15 protein-coding genes are annotated in these 17,420 nt (G+C 45.0%); 8 read left to right on the top strand and 7 right to left on the bottom strand.

What is annotated here, in order from left to right:
* Nucleotides 1-99: 99 nt before the first annotated feature.
* On the bottom strand, nucleotides 100-966 hold the full coding sequence (locus tag EX191_RS17765; protein ID WP_053807967.1) for a helix-turn-helix transcriptional regulator: 867 nt from the start codon (nucleotides 964-966) through the stop codon (nucleotides 100-102).
* A 167-nt stretch (nucleotides 967-1,133) separates the two neighbouring features.
* Here EX191_RS17765 and EX191_RS17760 point away from each other — a divergent pair, with 167 nt between their 5' ends.
* From EX191_RS17760 to EX191_RS17745, 4 genes are all read left to right on the top strand, one after another.
* On the top strand, nucleotides 1,134-1,379 hold the full coding sequence (locus EX191_RS17760; protein WP_193448170.1) for a hypothetical protein: 246 nt from the start codon (nucleotides 1,134-1,136) through the stop codon (nucleotides 1,377-1,379).
* Between the two features lie 529 nt (nucleotides 1,380-1,908).
* The gene (locus EX191_RS17755) at nucleotides 1,909-2,817 is read left to right on the top strand and encodes a LysR family transcriptional regulator (RefSeq protein ID WP_193448169.1); all 909 of its coding nucleotides are present in this window, start codon (nucleotides 1,909-1,911) and stop codon (nucleotides 2,815-2,817) included.
* A 299-nt stretch (nucleotides 2,818-3,116) separates the two neighbouring features.
* Nucleotides 3,117-4,022: a 30S ribosomal protein S6--L-glutamate ligase gene (gene rimK, locus EX191_RS17750; RefSeq protein ID WP_005393586.1), complete on the top strand. Its 906-nt coding sequence runs from the start codon at nucleotides 3,117-3,119 to the stop codon at nucleotides 4,020-4,022.
* A gap of 62 nt (nucleotides 4,023-4,084) precedes the next feature.
* A complete protein-coding gene (locus EX191_RS17745; protein ID WP_005393584.1) occupies nucleotides 4,085-4,513 on the top strand; it encodes an ATP-dependent zinc protease family protein in 429 nt (142 codons plus the stop codon).
* A gap of 66 nt (nucleotides 4,514-4,579) precedes the next feature.
* On the opposite strand, the gene EX191_RS17740 is transcribed toward EX191_RS17745, so the two are convergent.
* The gene (locus EX191_RS17740; RefSeq protein WP_193448190.1) at nucleotides 4,580-5,305 is read right to left on the bottom strand and encodes an MBL fold metallo-hydrolase; all 726 of its coding nucleotides are present in this window, start codon (nucleotides 5,303-5,305) and stop codon (nucleotides 4,580-4,582) included.
* Nucleotides 5,306-5,628: 323 nt separating this feature from the next.
* Between EX191_RS17740 and speA the strand changes: the two genes are divergently transcribed.
* The 4 genes from speA to EX191_RS17720 all read left to right on the top strand — a co-directional run bounded on the left by speA (nucleotide 5,629) and on the right by EX191_RS17720 (nucleotide 12,555).
* On the top strand, nucleotides 5,629-7,539 hold the full coding sequence (gene speA, locus EX191_RS17735) for an arginine decarboxylase (protein WP_041853149.1): 1,911 nt from the start codon (nucleotides 5,629-5,631) through the stop codon (nucleotides 7,537-7,539).
* A gap of 1 nt (nucleotide 7,540) precedes the next feature.
* Nucleotides 7,541-8,461, top strand: a complete 921-nt coding sequence (gene speB / locus EX191_RS17730) for an agmatinase (RefSeq protein WP_006741236.1) — start codon at nucleotides 7,541-7,543, stop codon at nucleotides 8,459-8,461.
* Nucleotides 8,462-8,872: 411 nt separating this feature from the next.
* Nucleotides 8,873-10,078 carry a multidrug efflux MFS transporter EmrD gene (emrD, locus tag EX191_RS17725; RefSeq protein WP_005393574.1) on the top strand — a complete coding sequence of 402 codons (1,206 nt, stop codon included), beginning with the start codon at nucleotides 8,873-8,875 and terminating at the stop codon, nucleotides 10,076-10,078.
* A 311-nt stretch (nucleotides 10,079-10,389) separates the two neighbouring features.
* The gene (locus EX191_RS17720; RefSeq protein ID WP_193448168.1) at nucleotides 10,390-12,555 is read left to right on the top strand and encodes a S9 family peptidase; all 2,166 of its coding nucleotides are present in this window, start codon (nucleotides 10,390-10,392) and stop codon (nucleotides 12,553-12,555) included.
* Between the two features lie 215 nt (nucleotides 12,556-12,770).
* Here EX191_RS17720 and EX191_RS17715 read toward each other — a convergent pair whose 3' ends face one another.
* The 5 genes from EX191_RS17715 to EX191_RS17695 all read right to left on the bottom strand — a co-directional run bounded on the left by EX191_RS17715 (nucleotide 12,771) and on the right by EX191_RS17695 (nucleotide 17,403).
* On the bottom strand, nucleotides 12,771-13,766 hold the full coding sequence (locus tag EX191_RS17715; protein WP_006741232.1) for a porin: 996 nt from the start codon (nucleotides 13,764-13,766) through the stop codon (nucleotides 12,771-12,773).
* A 215-nt stretch (nucleotides 13,767-13,981) separates the two neighbouring features.
* The gene (locus EX191_RS17710) at nucleotides 13,982-14,851 is read right to left on the bottom strand and encodes a metal ABC transporter substrate-binding protein (protein ID WP_193448167.1); all 870 of its coding nucleotides are present in this window, start codon (nucleotides 14,849-14,851) and stop codon (nucleotides 13,982-13,984) included.
* 22 nt (nucleotides 14,852-14,873) lie between these two features.
* Nucleotides 14,874-15,749 carry a metal ABC transporter permease gene (locus EX191_RS17705; RefSeq protein WP_193448166.1) on the bottom strand — a complete coding sequence of 292 codons (876 nt, stop codon included), beginning with the start codon at nucleotides 15,747-15,749 and terminating at the stop codon, nucleotides 14,874-14,876.
* The gene (locus EX191_RS17700) at nucleotides 15,749-16,477 is read right to left on the bottom strand and encodes a metal ABC transporter ATP-binding protein (RefSeq protein ID WP_104972215.1); all 729 of its coding nucleotides are present in this window, start codon (nucleotides 16,475-16,477) and stop codon (nucleotides 15,749-15,751) included. Before EX191_RS17700 ends, EX191_RS17705 begins: the two co-directional genes overlap by 1 nt.
* The gene (locus tag EX191_RS17695; protein WP_193448165.1) at nucleotides 16,477-17,403 is read right to left on the bottom strand and encodes a metal ABC transporter solute-binding protein, Zn/Mn family; all 927 of its coding nucleotides are present in this window, start codon (nucleotides 17,401-17,403) and stop codon (nucleotides 16,477-16,479) included. Before EX191_RS17695 ends, EX191_RS17700 begins: the two co-directional genes overlap by 1 nt.
* Nucleotides 17,404-17,420: the final 17 nt, after the last annotated feature.

Raw genomic sequence — 17,420 nt, 5'->3', positions numbered from 1 at the left:
ATGATTCCTGAAAAATTTTGCAAGTAAGATATCAATTGCCCTTCACTTTCAGCCGAGTAACTCTTTTCGCGTTCGTGATCGCAGTTGTGTGCAACCCAATTACGGCTGGATTCGCTGCTGATATTGCTGGCGGTACTCGCGTGGCGTAAGCCCTTTATACGTTTTGAAGTGACGATTAAACAGGGCTTGGTTTCGATACCCTACTCTCTCAAACACAATTCCAATCGGCAAAGGCGTTGATTGCAGCAAATCTGCGGCATGATTGATCCGCAATTTCATTAGGCGTTGGCTAAACGGCTCTTTAAAGTGCTTTTGAAACAATCTTGTGACCGCACTGTCACTCAGTGATAAATGGTTCGCCAAGTTCGCGAGCGTCACTTTGCTAGCAAAGTGCTGTTCGAGATACGCGTTAATACTTGCCACTCGCTCTCTTTCCTGTAATTCGTGTTCACTCATCGATAAATAAGAGTGAGTCATCAGTGTTTTCGCCCCTTCATCGTGAGCAATCAGAGACAAAACATGGAGGAATCTAGAGAGTTGCTCCATTGCAGGAAACGTCATGAGCTCATGCAGAAGATCCACAACGTACTGAGCTGTCCGCTCAGAAAACAGCACACCTTTGTTGGCCGCCTTTAAAAGCGGATCAAGCTTTCTAAGCTCTGCGCAATAGAACATCAAATTGGCAATCCACTCACGCTTAAACCAAATCACATGAGTCTCACACTTGCTTTCGACCAATGTGGAGTGAATTGAATGAGGCACACCAGGCGCGATCAATAGCATTTGGTTGTGAGTCACTTCTAATTCGTGATGACCAATATGCAAACTGCCAGTGAAGTGGCGATGGATGACTAATTCAAACACATCATCGTGAAAATGGAGATCGTACTCTTTTTCTGGCTCATCAATGCGACGATAGCGCCAAGAAAAACCTGGTCTTTGCGGTACTTTTTCGATGTGTGCCATTGGCTACTCCACAAAATAGTATTGTTTCACGCTCAAATAATATCAGTATTGCCAGCTTAATCTTCATCACGCCGAAATAGTATTGATATTAAGCGGCATACTATCAACTTTGTGTCGTCACGCTCCTTATTGTTGCCTTGAAAGACAAGATAACTAAGGAGACTTTCATGAGTCACTTCACTGTCAAGCTACGCCAAGTCCTGCACAAAACACGTAATGAATGGGCAACATTCGCCATCAAAGAAATGGAAATTCCACCTAACACTATCGCCAAATTTTATGGCTACAAATCGAGTTGTGATCTTGAGCAAACTCTTAAACAGGATGTAAACGACGCCAATTCGGACATTTGCTCGACACCTTGTGCGAGATCTCTTACAAGCAATGTAAGCAAAACGACCATCATTGACTAAGACAAAATCGAAAAATCAATATAAAGCATTGAAAATTATAACTTATACTATTTCAAACAATATTCGCTGCCAAAGTTTTTTTACCTAGCTAATTGAGAGTAATCAGCAAAACATCAATACTGATTGTGTCGACAGGATGTTGGCGGGAACAGGAAAAAAGCCTAATGGACTAGGTATCTTCAGGATGAAGATTTGGTAGCTTAGGATGAGTTATCAGCAAGGATGTAGTTAAGCTCTAGGATAGAGTTCGCCCGTCAGGATGATAGGCAAGAATGGACACCGCTAGGAAGGCGATGAACAAGGAACTCGGTTAAAGGACTTAGCCACAATCAAGGATAGATGCAGGGAGCACCTATAGTAGCCGGATTGCTGCGAAAGAGAATAAGCCCCGTCTGGGAAACCAGGCGGGGTTTTATTTTGTCTGCTATTTATTATTCACAAGGCACCCGATTCTCTTGCGTCGATTTATTTCGTGCCGTGCTATCATTTTCTCTACGTCTTTCAGCAAGCTCACAGCAAATCTCACATTATGCTTAATCCTGTTTGGTTACATACATTTAAGACATTGATTGAAGTCGGTCATTTCACACAAACGGCAGAAAAACTTTTTATGACCCAACCTGGTGTCAGCCAACACATCAAAAAGTTAGAGCAAAGTTGTCAGCATGCGCTGATCAAACGTGAAAACAAAAGCTTCGAATTAACAGAGCAAGGTCGGATTGTTTACGCCTACGCGCTGGAGTTAGAAGAAAGAGAGAAAGCGTTGCTCGAAGAACTCTGTTTTGATGATGCATTTTCAGGTCACTGTAAACTGGCCTGTTCTGGCGCAATGGCATTGATGCTGTATGGCCCTCTTTTAGAAAAGCAAAAACAGCACCCAGGCTTATCGCTGCATTTAGAAGCCGCACCCAATCACTCGATTCTCAATGCAATAACGGAAGGAAGCATTGATATTGGTATCGTAACTGATGTTCCTCACAAAGGTTTATTTCACAGTGAAAGAATTGGTAAGGAGCAGTTGTGCTTAGTCCTACCTAATCAATACCGCGAAAAGCAGATAACACCACAACTCTTGCACGACTGTGGTGTCATTGCCCATCCTGATGCCAAGCACTACATGACGCTGTTTTTTGACCAATGCGCGGAACAAGAGCTCCAAGAAATTAAGATGAGCGATTTACCATTATCCGGCTACGTGAATCAATTAAGCCAAATTTTACTACCTGTGAGTAAAGGACTCGGCTTCACCGTGCTGCCTCAAAGTGCTGTCGACAACTTCCCACAAAAAGATACCTTGCACATCGCACAACTGAAAAACACCGTGTGTGAAGAGTTATTTTTAGTTCGCAAACGCAGTCGTGTTCTGCCACTGCGCTATCAAACAATTAAAGATGTGTTATTGGACGTCATCACAAACTCAAAACAAACTACAGAATAGCCTAGCGTTTTAATCGTCGTAATCCGTTTGCTTAAAAAAGTCCACAGACAACTTCCGGCTTACGACGCTGAGAATGCCCGATGATTCAACAAATTATTTTTGTTGTAACGACGAGTTTTTTTCGTTTTCTTCTCGCGAGAAAAAAACCTAAGGTGCGCACCTCTAACGAAGTGGTTGTCCAACCACACATCTAAATCGTTGAAGTCAGTAGGTAATATCACCTAAATATCACATACCTGCTGCATTCTATACTCTATACTTATATTTTTAATTTGGTACTGACTTACTAAGGAATTGCCATGCGTATTGCTATTCTCTCTCGTAATGAGAATTTATATTCAACCATGCGCCTAAAACAGGCAGGTGAAGAGCGTGGACATCAAGTAGACGTCATCGATACTCTGCACTGTTATATGGACATTACGAGCAACAACCCTAAGATCCGCTATAAGGGTGAAGAATTGCCACAATACGACGCTGTGATTCCTCGCATCGGTGCATCCATCACATTCTACGGTACCGCGGTTGTACGTCAGTTTGAAATGATGGGCACATTTTGTGTCAACGAATCGGTCGCGATCAGCCGCTCTCGTGACAAATTACGCTCGTTGCAACTGTTATCGCGTAAAGGCATCGGCTTGCCGCGCACTGGCTTTGCTCACCACCCTGATAACATTCAGGACGTGATCAAAAATGTTGGTGGCGCACCTCTAGTGATTAAATTACTAGAAGGCACTCAAGGCATCGGTGTTGTGCTTGCTGAAACCAACAAAGCAGCAGAAAGCGTGATCGAAGCATTCATGGGGTTGAAAGCAAACATCATGGTGCAAGAGTTCATCGAAGAAGCTAAAGGCGCAGACATACGTTGCTTTGTTGTCGGTAATAAAGTGATTGCAGCGATGAAGCGCCAAGCGAAAGAAGGCGAGTTCCGCTCTAACTTACATCGCGGCGGCTCTGCACAGTTAGTGCGACTAAGCAAAGAAGAACGCGCTACTGCGATTAACGCGGCAAAAGTCATGGGATTAAACCTATGCGGTGTAGATATCCTTCAATCTAAAAACGGCCCAGTGGTAATGGAAGTGAATTCTTCACCAGGTCTTGAAGGTATCGAGCTCGCTACAGAAAAAGACGTTGCTGGTATGATTTTCGACTTTATCGAGAAAAACGCAAAACCACACGCAAACCGTACTCGTGGTAAAGGTTGATAATTGTTTGAGTGAGAGCCTGCTCAGTAGGCTCTCGTATTACTCATCGCTAGGATGACACTATGAATCAGAAAATGATCATTGGGAACGCCGAAGCTATTTGCTTACCTGAGTTAGGGATTACTCACCTTGAAGCGCGCATTGATACGGGCGCACAAACCTCTTCATTGCATGTAGATAACATTGATTGCTTTGAAAAAGATGGTCAGTCTTACGTTGCATTCGATCTACACCCGGATGTTTATCATTTAGAACAAGTGGTTCGCTGCACAGCGAAGCTAAAGGCAAACCGTAAAGTGAAATCTTCAAACGGTACCTTTGAGCATCGCTGCGTTATCACCACCATGCTGCGCATGGGTGACAAACAATGGCCAATCGACATTACGTTGACCAACCGTGAAAAAATGACTTACATGATGTTGTTAGGTCGTCAGGGTATGGCAGACAAAGTGCTGGTCGACCCTAGCCAATCTCACTTATTGGCATCTTAACCCCGTAGCTTCAGATGAGTGATCGAACGTTTTTGTTGAGCATCACTCGTCTGGCTTTATCTTCGCCTACTTCCTACGAAATAGCGCAAACAACAATCCCTTCGCTTTAACCTTTGTGACGCGCCAATGGGTCATCGGCTTAGTCGGCGCAGTATGCAGAATGTGCTGATACGCTTTCTCATCAAAAGTCACCTCTCCCCCATGCGCCAAAAGCAAACATTGCGGATCCATCTCAAACACACGCTTTAATGATTGGCGATATTGGTTTGGATGAAATATGGGAAACGGCGCAATAAGATGTTTCTTAACCTGCACCATCAAATCCGCCACATACAATACATCTTGTTCAGAATGATAAACCGACAAATCTCTATCGGTATGTCCCTGCGTTTCTAGCACCTGCCAATCATCAAACCCCGGAATACACTCACCATCGATGAGTTCTATATCGGGCTTTAACTTGCGCGAATACCACAGGTTTTGCTTTGGTTTACGCATCCGGTTCGCCATCCAGCGCGCTAACATCAAATCGGTCAAATGCATTAGCCAACCATCTACACCGCTATACCATTGGCTCTCTCGCTTTGCGGCCAATAGCTTACATCCAGTTAAATCACGCAGTTTGTGTGCGCCACCAGCGTGGTCTGGATGCATGTGAGTTACAACGACCAACTTTAGGTCAGAAAAAGGACGGTGGAGTTGATGTTCAATAAAATCTTTAAGGTGAGAAATGTCTGCTCGACTTGCACCATCAAGCAACATTAATTTATCGGGATATTCGGCGAGATACATGGTCTGAATGTATCCCTGAATTCTGTGCAGCTGCAAAATATGTCCTTATTTGAGTGAGATTTTTCATGACCGCTTCCTTGCTGGTCAGACCAACTATAACAGCTGAATGGACGCTCTGGTAAACAAATGTTCACACCAGCGCACGACAAGAAATCATAATCGAGATGATAGATTTTAATCATTAGACTCAGCGGCACTTTTATCCGTTAATGCGCGCACACGGAGTTCGTGTCAGGGTATGAGGTTAATGCCTCATGATTTGCTTTTTTGTACTTTTCCTTCTAATTAATTAAGGACTTAAGTACATTTTTGTGAGAATCGAGTTGGAAAAAGCAACTAAATTAGACCGCATCCGCGCGGACTACAACGTTCACTACTGGAGCCAAGGTTTCTATGGTATTGATGACCAAGGCGAGGTTTACGTATCACCTCGTAGTGATCGTGCACATCAAATCCCTTTCAGTGCCATTGTAAATGAGCTAGAAGCGAAGCAGTTAAATCTGCCTGTATTAGTGCGCTTCCCGCAAATCGTGCACCAACGTGTGCATGGAATTTGCCACGCTTTCAACCAAGCAATTGAAGAATACCAATATCCAAACAAATACCTGTTGGTGTACCCAATTAAAGTCAACCAACAACGTGAAGTGGTGGATGAAATTCTAGCGAGCCAAGCTCAACTAGAAACCAAACAGCTTGGTCTTGAAGCGGGTAGCAAGCCAGAATTGTTGGCAGTACTTGCATTGGCTCAACAAGGCAGCTCCGTGATCGTGTGTAACGGCTACAAAGACCGTGAGTATGTGCGTCTTGCACTGATCGGTGAAAAGCTGGGCCACAAGGTATTCATCGTACTAGAGAAGCTTTCTGAGCTGGATCTGGTGCTAGAAGAAGCGAAAAGCTTGGGCGTAAAACCGCGCCTTGGTTTGCGTATTCGCCTCGCCTCTCAAGGTGCGGGGAAATGGCAAGCAAGTGGCGGTGAAAAATCGAAATTTGGTTTGTCTGCATCGCAAGTGCTTAGCGTTATTGAACGTCTGAAACGCGAAGGCAGCCTAGATGCGATGCAATTGGTTCACTTCCACCTTGGCTCACAGATGGCAAACATCCGTGACGTACGTAATGGTGTGAATGAGTCCGCACGTTTCTACTGCGAACTGCGCGCGCTGGGTGCAAACATCGAATACTTCGATGTGGGCGGCGGTTTGGCAGTCGACTACGACGGCACACGCAGCCAATCATCGAATTCGATGAACTACGGCCTTGCAGAGTACGCACGTAATATCGTCAACACAGTGGGCGACGTGTGTCAGCAATACGAACAACCGATGCCAGTGATCATTTCAGAATCCGGTCGTTCACTGACAGCGCACCACGCTGTATTGATTTCTAACGTAATTGGTACAGAAACGTACCAACCGGAAGAAGTGTATGAACTTGGCGCAGATGCTCCACTTTTGCTACAAAACATGTGGCGAAACTGGGAAAACTTACAAGATGGTACAGACGCTCGTGCGTTAATTGAGATCTACAACGATACCCAAAGTGATTTGGCAGAGGTACACTCTCAATTCGCAACTGGTGTGCTTAACTTGGAGCAACGTGCGTGGGCAGAGCAACTGTCACTGCGCATTTACTTCGAACTAAGCCGCAAGATGAGCACTAAAAATCGCTTCCACCGTCCGATTCTGGACGAGTTGAGTGAACGTCTTGCAGATAAGTTCTTCGTGAACTTTTCTCTCTTCCAATCTCTACCAGATGCTTGGGGTATTGATCAGGTGTTCCCTGTTCTGCCACTTTCTGGTCTTGGCGATGCGGAAGAGCGTCGTGCTGTGATGTTGGACATCACCTGTGACTCTGATGGCGCGATCGATCACTACGTTGATGGTCAAGGCATCGAGAGCACGCTACCTGTACCAGCTTGGAGCAAAGACAAACCGTACCTAATGGGCTTTTTCCTAGTAGGCGCATACCAAGAAATCCTTGGTGACATGCACAACCTATTTGGTGACACCCACAGTGCAGTAGTCAATGTTGATGAACACGGTCAATTTGAGATCAGTTATATCAATGAAGGTGATAGTGTAGAAGACATGATGCGCTACGTTCATATCGACGTGGATGCGATTCGTGACAATTACAAACAATTGGTTTCCCAACGAGTTGAAGCCAATGAACAAGCACAAATCCTAGCAGAACTAGAACAAGGTCTAGCGGGATACACCTATTTAGAGGACTTCTGATATGAATGATTTGTTTACTAAAAACGATTATTCGCTTTACTCCAACTCTATGTCGTTTTTACGTCTACCGTACATTCGTAATCCGGTATCAGCAGACGCAGACGTTGTGGTGCTAGGGGTTCCTCTGGACATGGCTACATCTGGTCGTCCAGGCGCGCGCATGGGTCCAGATGCGATTCGCCGTGCCTCAGTCAACTTGGCATGGGAAGGTAAGAAGTTCCCTTGGGACTTCAACGTATTGGATAAGCTGAAAGTGATCGACGCGGGCGATCTCGTGTTTGACTGTGGTGATGCGGAAGATTTCACTTACCGTCTAGAGGCGGCAACCAGTGAAATTCTAAAAAGCGGTAAAACCATGTTGGGATTGGGCGGTGACCACTTCATCACACTGCCTATCCTGCGTGCCTACGCGAAGCATCATGGTCAAATGGCTCTGATTCACTTTGACGCTCATACGGATACCTACGCAAATGGCAGTTCATACGACCACGGTACAATGTTCTACCATGCGCCGAAAGAAGGTTTGATCTCTGCGAAGAACTCAGTACAAATCGGTATTCGTACTGAATACAAACAGCAGGATCACGGCTTTAATGTGATTAATGCGATGCAAGCGAATGACATGTCGGTGAACGAGATCTTAGAAGAGATTCGTCGCACCGTCGCAGACAAGCCAGTGTATGTTACTTTTGACATCGACTGCTTGGATCCAGCCTTCGCACCAGGAACAGGTACACCCGTTTGTGGTGGCTTGAACTCAGACAAAGCACTGAAGATCATTCGTGGCTTAGCCGGTATGAATATTGTGGGTATGGATGTTGTAGAAGTATCGCCTCCGTACGACCACAGTGATGTTACCGCATTAGCGGGAGCAACCATCGCGCTAGAAATGCTTTACGCATACGCATCTGGCCGCGAATAAACATAATCATTTCTAAGGGAGCTTCGGCTCCCTTTTTGTTCATGGTGCCTTCTCCAGTCTTTTCTTCGTTCGAACCATGTCTTGCTCTGGCTAACCAAAACAATTCTTCTCCCCTCGATTTTAACCATAAAAAACAATGACCTATAAGTAGGTTTACATTCACAACAAATAAGAGATTTAACGTAATTCAACAAAGAAAAGCAGCCTATTTCCGAATGCAAATTAAGATTAGTTTTTCTAATGCATATTATAGATTTTTATCTTGCTCAACTTCACACTTTTCGATTGCTAATTGTACACGCAAAGACTAATATCTCGCGCAAATAGCCCCGTAACACCAAAAGTCTGTTGGCACTCTGCATTAGAGCGCTAAGGGTTTTTACGTCTTAAATTTTTTGGAGAGATACGCAAATGTCTGCTTCGTTTCCATTAGCGAAACTTACCTTTTTAATCGCAATATTGACTGCCGTGGGTCAAATGACCCAAACAATGTACGTGCCTTCAATCGGTCATATGGCGGGTGAGTTTTTGGTGTCTGCGTCATCACTTCAAGCTGTGATGGCTTGTTACCTGATTCCATATGGCTTATCGCAATTCGTGTACGGTACGTTATCGGACCGCTTAGGTCGCAAGCCAATCATCATAGCAGGCCTACTTATCTACATCGTAGGTACATTGGTGGCGCTCTTTGCACACCAATTTGAATGGTTCTTGATTGGTAGTTTCATCCAAGGTTTAGGTATTGGCTGCGGTGGTGCGATGTCACGTACTCTGACTCGCGACTGCTTTGAAGGTTCTGAGCTACACAGAGCAAATAGCTTAATCAGCATGTGTGTGATTTTCTCACCATTGTTGGCTCCCGTACTTGGCGGCTACTTAACCGAAGCGTTTGGCTGGCGCTCTAGCTACCTATTCTTAGCGCTGTTTGGCATTGCAGTGGTGATTACCATGATGACCAGCATGATGGAGACGCTACCAAAAGAGAAACGCAAGTTCGAACCAGTAGCCAAAAGCTACAAACACGTTTTGTCTGACCGCCGCTTCCAAGGCTTTTTGATCTGCCTAGTTGCGACGTTTGCTGGCGTAGGTGTGTTCGAGGCAGCAGCTGGGGTATTGCTAGGTGGTGTATTGGCATTACCAGCAACAACGGTAAGTTTACTGTTTATCTTACCGATCCCGGGTTACTTGGTGGGTGCCGGCTTATCTAGCTACATCGCGCAGCGTCGCTCTGAGCGTCGTGCTTTAAATGTGGGCTTGGTATCGATTTTTGTTGGCTCTGCTATTGTGCTCATCCCTGGCTTGTTTGGTTTAACCACGGCGTTAACGCTGGTTGGTGGCGCAACCGTGTACTTTTTGGGTGCGGGTATCCTATTCCCAGCAGCAACAACCGGAGCAATTGCGCCATTCCCATATCATGCAGGAACAGCTGGCGCGACATTGGGTGGCATGCAAAACTTGGGAGCAGGTATTGCGACCTTGCTTGCATCACTATTTCCAGCGCATAACCAGATGCCACTAGGTGTTTTGATGATGGCAATGTCGGTAATTGCAATGCTTGGGCTCATGTGGGTAAATCGAGCGCACAACCACTCAAACGAAGTGCCGCAAGTCATCTGATCATTATCGACTAACGTTCAAAATCCAAAAGGGACACACTAAACTAGTGTGTCCCTTTTTTCATATCACACTATATCGATTTACCGATGAGAATGATTTAACTTTCGAATTGATATTTGTTAAAAATAACAGCTGCTTACACAATGTGTTTTCAGCTCCCTTCAAATTAAGTAGCCAACTCGGAAATATTGAGAATTCTCACTTTTTCGGCACACCCCATAACAAAGAATGGACAACTGAAAACCACTAACGAAATTAAAGCCCAGCCCTCAGGATGAGGCCACTTGGGTGTACAATAAGGATAAAAACAGATGCGTTTCACTTTAACTACGTTGGCCGTCTCGGTCGCGCTTGTCGCCGGATGCAGCAATCAAGGAACTCCCAGCATGACTCAATACTCCCAATCACAGATCGTTGCTCAACAAACTCAAGCTCCGGTTGCGAAAAAAGTCCCTCACGCGATGACTATTCATGGTGATACTCGCGTTGATAACTACTACTGGATGCGTGACGACGAGCGTAAAGATCCGGAAATTTTGCAGCACCTAGAGCAAGAAAATCAGTATGCGGAAACCGTTCTCAAGCACACTGAAGCTCTTCAAAATGAGCTATTTGAAGAAATTAAAGGTCGTATAGCAAAAGACGACAACTCCGTTCCTGTGCGTAAAGGCAACTACTTCTACTCAAGTGAAGTGACCGGAGATAACGAATACGAAGTTCACCTTCGAGCTAAAGACTTTGCAGGCAAAGACAAGCAAGTCATTTTAGATGTCAATGAACTTGCAAAAGAACATGAGTTCTTCAGTATTGGCGGCTTGTACGTTAGTCCGAATGAAAACTTACTAGCGTATGGCGAAGATACATTAAGCCGCCGCGTTTACACTCTTAAGATCAAAGACCTGAAAACAGGCAATTACCTACAAGATGAAATCGAAGGCGCCTCAAGCGCGATTGCATGGCAGAACGATAACAACGCCTTTTACTACATCAAAAAAGATCCACAGACCTTGCTGGGCTACCAAGTGTATCGTCATGTTTTAGGCACGCCACAAAGCAGTGATGAGTTGATTTTTGAAGAAACCGACAGCGCCTATTACACCTCACTAAGCAAAAGCAAAGATGGCGAAGATATTTATATCTGGCATTCCAGTACAGAAACCAGCGGCGTCTCCATCATCGATGCGAACAACCCTAAAGCAAAGGCGAAGCCTTTTTATCCTCGTGAAAATGGCATTGAATACAGCATTTCTAAGCTAGGCGATTGGTATTACATTTATACCAACTATCAAGCCGTGAACTTCCGTTTGATGAAAGTTAAGCAAGAAGAGATGCACGATCGCTCTAAGTGGCAAGATGTGATTGCCGCAGACGACAACACTCAACTTGTCGACTTCGAGCTATTCGATGATCACCTCGTCTATGAGCAGCGCTCTAACGGCCTAGCAAGCGTCACTGTACGTCAACTCTCTACAGGAAAAGAATTCCCCCTCACATTTAATGACGATGCGTTTGCTGCCTATTTGACAGGTAATCTAGAGCTGGATAACGAGAAAGTTCGTATTTATTACAGCAGCTTAACCACCCCAGGAACCTACTACGATTTCGATCTAAAAACGGGCGAGTCAGAAATCATGAAGCAAACACCTGTACTTGGTGATTTTAATCCTGACAATTACCAATCAGAACGCATTATGATCACAGCCCGTGACGGTAAAGAAGTACCCGTTTCTTTGGTGTATCGTAAAGACTTATTTAAGAAGGATGGTACGAATCCACTCTACCAATATGGTTATGGCTCTTATGGAGCAACCATTGAGCCAACTTTCCGCTCGACACGTTTGAGTCTATTAGACCGCGGCTTTGTTTACGCCATCGCTCATATTCGTGGATCTGAAATGCTTGGCCGTCCTTGGTATGAAGATGGTAAAAAACTGACCAAGCAAAACACATTCAACGACTTTATTGATGTGACTAAAGGTTTGGTTGAACAAGGCTATAGCGCGAAAGATAAAGTCTTCGCTGTTGGTGGCTCTGCAGGTGGTCTCTTAATGGGGGCTGTCATCAACCAAGCACCAGGACTGTATCGCGGTATCGGCGCTCATGTTCCGTTTGTGGACGTGGTAACCACTATGCTCGATGAATCAATTCCATTGACCACCAATGAATATGATGAATGGGGTAACCCAAATAACAAAACATACTATGACTATATGTTGAGTTACTCGCCTTACGACAACATCAAGGCACAAAACTACCCGAACATGTTGGTAACGACTGGCTTGCACGACTCTCAAGTGCAGTACTTTGAACCAATGAAGTGGGTCGCCAAACTTCGTGAAATGAAGACAGACGATAACGTCTTGTTGTTCAAAACCGATATGGAAGCCGGACACGGCGGCGCATCTGGTCGATTTAAACGCTTAAAAGAAGATGCGCTAGAGTATGCGTTCTTCCTCGATTTACTCGATAAAAAATAATCGTTTCAATTGAACTGCATCTCTAACAACAAAAATGCCCGCAACTTGCGGGCATTTTTTATAGACGCGCTCTCTAAACAGAGAGTTGGGGTACCTAAGCACATCATTACCAGTGTCTCTTATAGCCAACGGAAAGCAGAAAGAAAAACGCCTACTCACAACGAGTAGGCGTTAACACAATAAATGTGTTTAGGCAGTAGAAACTGGCCTATTTATTAGAAGTAGTAACGAGCACCTAGAGTCCAGTAGTCGTTCTCTTCGCTAGTGTAATCGTTACCTAGGTCAAACTGGTAAGCAGCAAACGTTACGAAAGCAGGAGTTACAGCGTACTCTGCTTGTAGCGCAGTTTCGCTTGAAACTGTCTTGTTGTCTTCTTCGTCTTCTACGCCTTCGTAGTTAACGCTGAATGTCCAATCGTTCACGCCGTATGCCAAAAGAGCTTCAATTTGAGAAGTCTCTTTACGCATCTCGTAGAAGTAATCGTTCATACCGTATACTACTGCTGCGTATAGACCTGAACCGTACTGACCGTAGTTTACAGAGAATAGGTGTGATTCAGCGTTCTTAGTACCTAGAGTCGCGTTTTTAACATCACCGCCGCTGTATACGTAGCCTAGGCCAAAGCCAGCTACAGAACCGCTCAGTGCAACTTGACCACGTTGCTCGTATGTTGTTGCATCTGAAGTTTGCTCACCTTGCCAACCTAGACCTAGGTTGAAAGCAAAGCCTTCACCAAATTCAAAACCTTTACGGTAGCTAAGCATTTTATCAGCACGAGCTGAGCCTAGGTTGCCGTGGTTGTCGTACAAAAAGTCGTTCGCAAACGCGATTGGTAGATCCGCAACACCAGCGACATCGTAGTAAGGTGACCATTGAGTACCTGCAACAAGGCGACCGTACTGCTCGTGAGTTGCACCGATGTAACCTAGACGAGTTTTGAATGACTGTTCACCACCATTTAGGTAGTTAAGCGCCCATTCACCTTTAGCGTCGATAGTGATACCGTTGCCAATGTCTTTCTTACCCGCGACGTTAATACGTGGAGACACTTGATGAACTTTCACATCTTCCTCGTAGTACTCACCCACGCCAACTGAAACGTGACCGCCGATCGATAAAGATGTACCATCGCTGTTATAAACTTCTGCTGCGAAGGCCTGTGAACCACATGCTAGTGCCGCCACTGCAACGGCTAGAGTTTTCATTTTCATTGTTAACATCCGTATAGTTGTTTGTACCGGTTCGCTTAGAGACAGATTAAATCCGAATCAATCGCAACGAACACATAACAAAGTAGTAATGAAATAGAAATGAAACAAACACTTTCTTATGCAACCAGTGGTATTAATGCTCACGTTTTGAATTAAGTCACAAAAAAATAGGGAACTTTTCATTCCCCATCATAAAATCTGTGGCTTTTTACGTGTCACATCTCCCAACGTGCGAGTGGCTTCTCAGTTTTGATACCCTTACTGCCCCAGCGGTCAATAACATCAATTTGCAGTATACGACTCGGTTTAATAAGCGATGTCAAGGTTTTCGACGGTCGTTTATCCGTCACTAACCATAGCGTTTTATCTTGTTCAAACTGAGCTTTTAAAGATAATTTGTCTTCTTCTGTCCACTCGAGTTCCGGCTTAAATTCGCGCCCAACCACAAACAATTGGTTGCCAGAGGCAAAGTCCTCTAGTGACTCACTCATCAGTACCACTGAATCGATGCCTTTATCGAAGATCTCTGCCTGTTGTTGGTTGATCAGTTCACGCACATTGAGCATAAAAGCCTGTTGATTCGTTTGAATCGCCTTTTGGTGTTCAGGATATACACGTTGTAGATCCTCTCCAACAATGCCCGCCATTCGGATTAAGTTTGTAGGGTTCAGCCATGCGTACTTCGATGTTGACCCATTTCCCAATGTCAGTACTGCAACTCCTTGAGCTCTAGGAGAAATGGCCTGCGATGCATCGATTTCAATCAAGTGAATGTTGCCCTGTCGAGCGTAAACATAAGTCGGGTCTTGTTTCCAAATCGCACCAAGGGTAATAGCAACCGTCGCGGCTTGACCCGCTTGCTTAACTTGCTCTGTACCTTTATTTGCGAACCAGTTCTCAAGACGCTCAACGCCGTAACGCTTTGGAGGCAGATACTGAGTCTCTATCCCTGTACCTTTCATGAGTTGCTCAGACAACATGTACGTGACGGGAGTGCTGGTTAAAATGTCTTTGGCGCTTGCCAACGATGGAAGTGTCGTCGCTATAACCAAACCAAAAGTTATCGCTAATTTTTTTATCTTCATGTTCATTACTTTATAAAAAGGGTTACGCTTTTTGGATAATTCGGTAAACCGTTGCTGTTAGGAAAAAGGCCGCAGAAACAATGATGATGGATGTGCCTGATGGCACTGGTAGCTCAAGCTCCATCGGCAGTATGGTTCCGACTAAACACGCAATGGTTGCCAATAAAGAAGAAAGGAGAACGAAACTGCCCATGCGTTTAGTCAATAACCTAGCCGTTGCACCAGGAATCAGTAGCAATGCACCAACCAATACCGCGCCAATAATCTTTACCGCGGCGATGGTGACCAAGGTGATCATCATGACAAATAAGTAATCATAAAAGCTGGTATTAAAGCCGCGTACACGTGCAATATCCGGGCTAATACAAGTCAGCAAAATGCGGTTAAACGTTGGAATAAGAAGCAGTAATATGATCAAACAACTGATCGCTAAAATAAGGATATCGTTGTCCGTCACCGTCAAGATCGATCCAAACAACACGTTCTCCAACATGTGAATGTTGATCTTACGAGCAACGTACATTAACAGCGCAGCACCAACCGCTAACGCTAGTGCAAGAAAAACCCCAACCAGTGTGTCGTAAGGTACATTCGTACGATTACGAACAAAGTGAAGCAACAGCGCAAAAATCATACAAAAGCTAAACAATCCGATGATCGGATTCTCTGGCGGCTCACCGAGTAACACACCAATCGCGATTCCGGTAAGCGCAGCGTGCCCAACCGCTTCGGAGAAAAAAGCCAGTCGCTTGGCGATGACTAATGTACCAAGGCCACCAAGTAATGGTCCTAATATCAGCGCTGCCACAATTGCGTTCACCATGAAGGCATAAGAAAAGCTATCGCTTAACCATCCAGCTTCAACGCCGCTAACCGCTAACTCTCGTAACCAATTCATTATGCAGCCTCCACTTTTGCTGTGTAGTGCTTGAATAATGTTTCTATACGATCGGGACTTAATACATCTGAATGGTGCCCTGACGCCACAATTTGACGATTTACGACATGGACCTGCGCGTCTAAACGGCGCACTGCGGTCACGTCATGGTGTACTGCCAGTACCGTTTTGCCTTCTCCAACGACTTCATGAATCAAACCTTCAAGGTACCGAACACCTTGCTCGTCCATCCCAGTTGTAGGTTCATCTAAAACCAATAAATTGGGCTCATCCAGTAAAGCTTGCGCAAACAAAACACGCTGTTGCTCTCCGCCAGAGAGTTGCCCCATACGACGATCGCAACGCGTTGCCATGCCCACACGATCAAGCTGGGCCAGAGCATGTTGAGTTTGCTTTGTTTTACGTCGCCAAAATAGAGGGATACGGGTTTGATTAAGCAGCACAAAATCCATCACGGTTAACGGGAGGCTTGCCTCGAACATCGCCTTTTGTGGTACATATCCTATCTTACCCGATGCAGCTGATTGCTCTGGCCAATTGAGTGCAATGTTTCCCGAAAATGGTGTTAGCCCAAGTATCGAACGAAGCAAAGAGGTTTTCCCACCACCATTCGGCCCCATGATAACGTGGCATTTCGCGCTCTCGAATTCAGCGTTGATGTTCTGCAAAATAATATTGTCGGCGTATTTCAGGCCCACGTTATTTAAGGAAACGGAAGGACCTGTCATTACGCCTTTTCCCCTGCTCGCTTGCTCGCAACAAACTTCATTGCTTCAATGAGCGTTTCCACGTTATCTCGCATCTCAACCTCGACTTTATCAGCCTCATACTCACCGTGAGTCATGTGAGAAAAGCGATAAAGCTGCACCCCTGTCGCCTCTTCGATGGTATCAACAAAACGGTTCGGCATATTGAGCTCATAAAACAGCACATCAATGCCGGATTCACGAATTTTCTCAATCGTTTCCTGCAACTGACTGGCACTTGGTTCAACACCATGAGCAGGCTCAATGACAGCTGCGACGTCAACACCAAATTCCTGAAGGATATAACCGTAAGCATTATGGGTTGTCGCCACCTTCATACCAGCCGTGTCCAACTCTCCAAGAGACAACATTGCATCACGCTTCATCAGGCGGAAAGTTTTCGCGTATTTACGAGCATTTTGGCGATAAAAAGTAGCGTTGTCTGGGTCCAGTTTACTTAGCTCACTCGAGATGGTGTAAACCTTTTGAATAGTGGTCGATAGACCAACAAAGGTGTGAGGGTTCACTGCACCTTGACCAACTGACTGCCCCATCGCCGGTAACAGAGGCACTTCTTTGTTTGCTTCGATAACCACGAGATCATCACGCTGAGAGGCCTTGATCACTTTCAGTGCAAAATCGTCATGACCAATACCATTGATCACTATCGCATCCATTTCATTCAAACGCTTAAGATCATTGGGTTGCGGTAAATAGTTATGAGGGTTAAAACCAGCATCGACCAGAGGAATGATGTTCGCCTTGTCATCAACAACAGCTTTGACATAGCTGTAATAAGGTTGAAGCGTAATACCAATACTGAGTTTATCGGCAGCAAAGCCAGTAGAAGACACCGTCAATAACACGGTGGCTGTAAGAATACGACGTAAAAGAGAGCGTTTGATCATAGTAGTTATCAATTATG

This window comes from Vibrio chemaguriensis (assembly GCF_012275705.1).
In the GTDB taxonomy this organism is placed as follows: Bacteria; Pseudomonadota; Gammaproteobacteria; order Enterobacterales; family Vibrionaceae; genus Vibrio; species Vibrio diabolicus.
The sequence above is the reverse complement of the archived record's forward strand: the minus strand, read 5'-3'. Positions and strand labels throughout refer to the sequence as shown.

What these genes read in the sequence shown, in the direction of transcription:
- EX191_RS17715 (WP_006741232.1), bottom strand. Translation starts at nt 13,766, where the DNA reads ATGAAAATGAAAACTCTAGCCGTTGCAGTGGCGGCACTAGCATGTGGT.
- EX191_RS17700 (WP_104972215.1), bottom strand. Translation starts at nt 16,477, where the DNA reads ATGACAGGTCCTTCCGTTTCCTTAAATAACGTGGGCCTGAAATACGCC.
- EX191_RS17740 (WP_193448190.1), bottom strand. Translation starts at nt 5,305, where the DNA reads ATGTATCTCGCCGAATATCCCGATAAATTAATGTTGCTTGATGGTGCA.
- emrD (WP_005393574.1), top strand. Translation starts at nt 8,873, where the DNA reads ATGTCTGCTTCGTTTCCATTAGCGAAACTTACCTTTTTAATCGCAATA.
- EX191_RS17710 (WP_193448167.1), bottom strand. Translation starts at nt 14,851, where the DNA reads ATGAAGATAAAAAAATTAGCGATAACTTTTGGTTTGGTTATAGCGACG.
- EX191_RS17720 (WP_193448168.1), top strand. Translation starts at nt 10,390, where the DNA reads ATGCGTTTCACTTTAACTACGTTGGCCGTCTCGGTCGCGCTTGTCGCC.
- rimK (WP_005393586.1), top strand. Translation starts at nt 3,117, where the DNA reads ATGCGTATTGCTATTCTCTCTCGTAATGAGAATTTATATTCAACCATG.
- speB (WP_006741236.1), top strand. Translation starts at nt 7,541, where the DNA reads ATGAATGATTTGTTTACTAAAAACGATTATTCGCTTTACTCCAACTCT.
- EX191_RS17745 (WP_005393584.1), top strand. Translation starts at nt 4,085, where the DNA reads ATGAATCAGAAAATGATCATTGGGAACGCCGAAGCTATTTGCTTACCT.
- EX191_RS17760 (WP_193448170.1), top strand. Translation starts at nt 1,134, where the DNA reads ATGAGTCACTTCACTGTCAAGCTACGCCAAGTCCTGCACAAAACACGT.
- EX191_RS17765 (WP_053807967.1), bottom strand. Translation starts at nt 966, where the DNA reads ATGGCACACATCGAAAAAGTACCGCAAAGACCAGGTTTTTCTTGGCGC.
- EX191_RS17755 (WP_193448169.1), top strand. Translation starts at nt 1,909, where the DNA reads ATGCTTAATCCTGTTTGGTTACATACATTTAAGACATTGATTGAAGTC.
- EX191_RS17705 (WP_193448166.1), bottom strand. Translation starts at nt 15,749, where the DNA reads ATGAATTGGTTACGAGAGTTAGCGGTTAGCGGCGTTGAAGCTGGATGG.
- EX191_RS17695 (WP_193448165.1), bottom strand. Translation starts at nt 17,403, where the DNA reads ATGATCAAACGCTCTCTTTTACGTCGTATTCTTACAGCCACCGTGTTA.